The following is a 1,602-nucleotide window of genomic DNA, read 5'->3' on the forward strand; positions in this document are numbered from 1 at the left end:
ATGCGCTGGGGCAAGCTGCACACCGGCATCGACCTGGTTGCGCCGGAGGGCACGCCGTACAAGGCGGTCCACGCCGGGACGGTCACCAAGGCGGGCTGGTTCGGCGGCTACGGCTACGCGGTGATCGTGAAGCACTCCGACGGCACCGAGGCCATCTACGGCCACTCCTCCGCCGTGTCGGTCAAGGAGGGCCAGGAGGTGAAGGCCGGCGACCAGCTCGGCCTGGTCGGCAACACCGGCCACTCCTACGGCTCCCACCTGCACCTGGAGATCCATGTCAAGGGCCAGCCGCAGGACCCGGTGGCGTTCCTCAAGGAGCGCGGAGTGGACATCCAGCTCGAAATCGAAGCGATTTACGGCGACGTAGCCGCCTCCTGACGCTCAGTACGCCCCGTCACCGCCCGGATCACACGATCCGGGCGGTTTCGTTTGGCGGAAGTCTGCCACGTCACACCCGCCGGTGTGAGCGGGACCACATCGGTAGGTGATCGTCTTCGCCGATGAACCGCCCGTCCGGTCCGCAACCGGGCACGCCGCGACGGCCCGCAGCCATTGCTCCGGCCACCCGATACCCGCCACCACCTGCGCCGACACCAGTATTTCGTGGTCACGTGCCCCTCGACTGGTGAAGGATCCCGTGCAGCACAGCAGCCCCACCCCGGACAACGCTCCCGCCCGGCACCGGCGTCCGCGCCGCGCCCGGCGCACCGCATACGTGGTCACCGGCGCGGTGGCCCTGCTCGGCCTCGGCATCGGCGGCGTGGTCACCGTCGCCGACCGGTCCGCGCCGACGCCGGCCGCCGTCGACCTCGGCGTACAGGCCCGCGTCGACGACGCGGCCCGCGCCGACCGCTCGGCCCGCGAACCGATCACCCCGTCCGCCGTCCCGGCCAGCCCCGCGCCGACCCCGAGCGCGACCACCCCGGCACCGAAGAAGACGGCCACCGCCAAGCCCAAGCCGAAGAAGACCGTGGCGAAGAAGGCGGTGGCGAAGAAGCCGACCTGGGTCATCCCGATGAAGGGCGCGGACATCACGTCCTGCTACGGGCCCCGCTGGGGCACCCAGCACGCCGGCATCGACTTCGCCATGCCGGCCGGCACCCCGATCCACGCCGCCGCGGCGGGCACCGTGGTCAAGGCCGGCGACGTGGGCGACGGCTACGGCATCTCGGTCTTCATCGACCACCACAACGGCTACCTGACCCACTACGCCCACCAGAGCCGGCTCGCCATCGCCGTGGGCGACAAGGTCACCGCCGGTCAGGTCATCGGCTACGAAGGCTCCACCGGCGACTCCACCGGCCCGCACCTGCACTTCGAGGTGCACCAGGGCGCCATGTGGAACCAGATCGACCCGGCGCCGTTCCTGCGCGCACGGGGCATCGACGTGGCCTGCTGACCGCGCCACGACAGGGGCAGGGCCCGGTCCGGCCACGAGCCGGACCGGGCCCGCTCACGCTCAGAGCTTGTCGATCGGGGCGTGCCGCAGCACCAGCCACATCGTCTGGTCGCCGAAGTCGATCTGCGCCCGGGCGCCCGGCCCGGCCCCCTCCACCGCCAGCACCCGGCCCAGGCCGTACCGCTGGTGGTTGACCCGGTCCC

3 protein-coding genes are annotated in these 1,602 nt (G+C 71.9%); 2 read left to right on the forward strand and 1 reads right to left on the reverse strand.

The features are described from left to right. A partial coding sequence (locus KBX39_RS30725) for a M23 family metallopeptidase (RefSeq protein WP_210873897.1) occupies window positions 1-378 on the forward strand: 378 nt, incomplete at its 5' end. 259 nt (window positions 379-637) lie between these two features. Then, window positions 638-1,399: a M23 family metallopeptidase gene (locus tag KBX39_RS30730; RefSeq protein ID WP_210873898.1), complete on the forward strand. Its 762-nt coding sequence runs from the start codon at window positions 638-640 to the stop codon at window positions 1,397-1,399. A gap of 60 nt (window positions 1,400-1,459) precedes the next feature. On the opposite strand, the gene KBX39_RS34270 is transcribed toward KBX39_RS30730, so the two are convergent. After that, a partial coding sequence (locus tag KBX39_RS34270) for a hypothetical protein (RefSeq protein WP_369010128.1) occupies window positions 1,460-1,602 on the reverse strand: 143 nt, incomplete at its 5' end.

The sequence above is a fragment of the Micromonospora sp. D75 genome, from assembly GCF_018070405.1.
In the GTDB taxonomy this organism is placed as follows: domain Bacteria; phylum Actinomycetota; class Actinomycetes; order Mycobacteriales; family Micromonosporaceae; genus Micromonospora; species Micromonospora chalcea.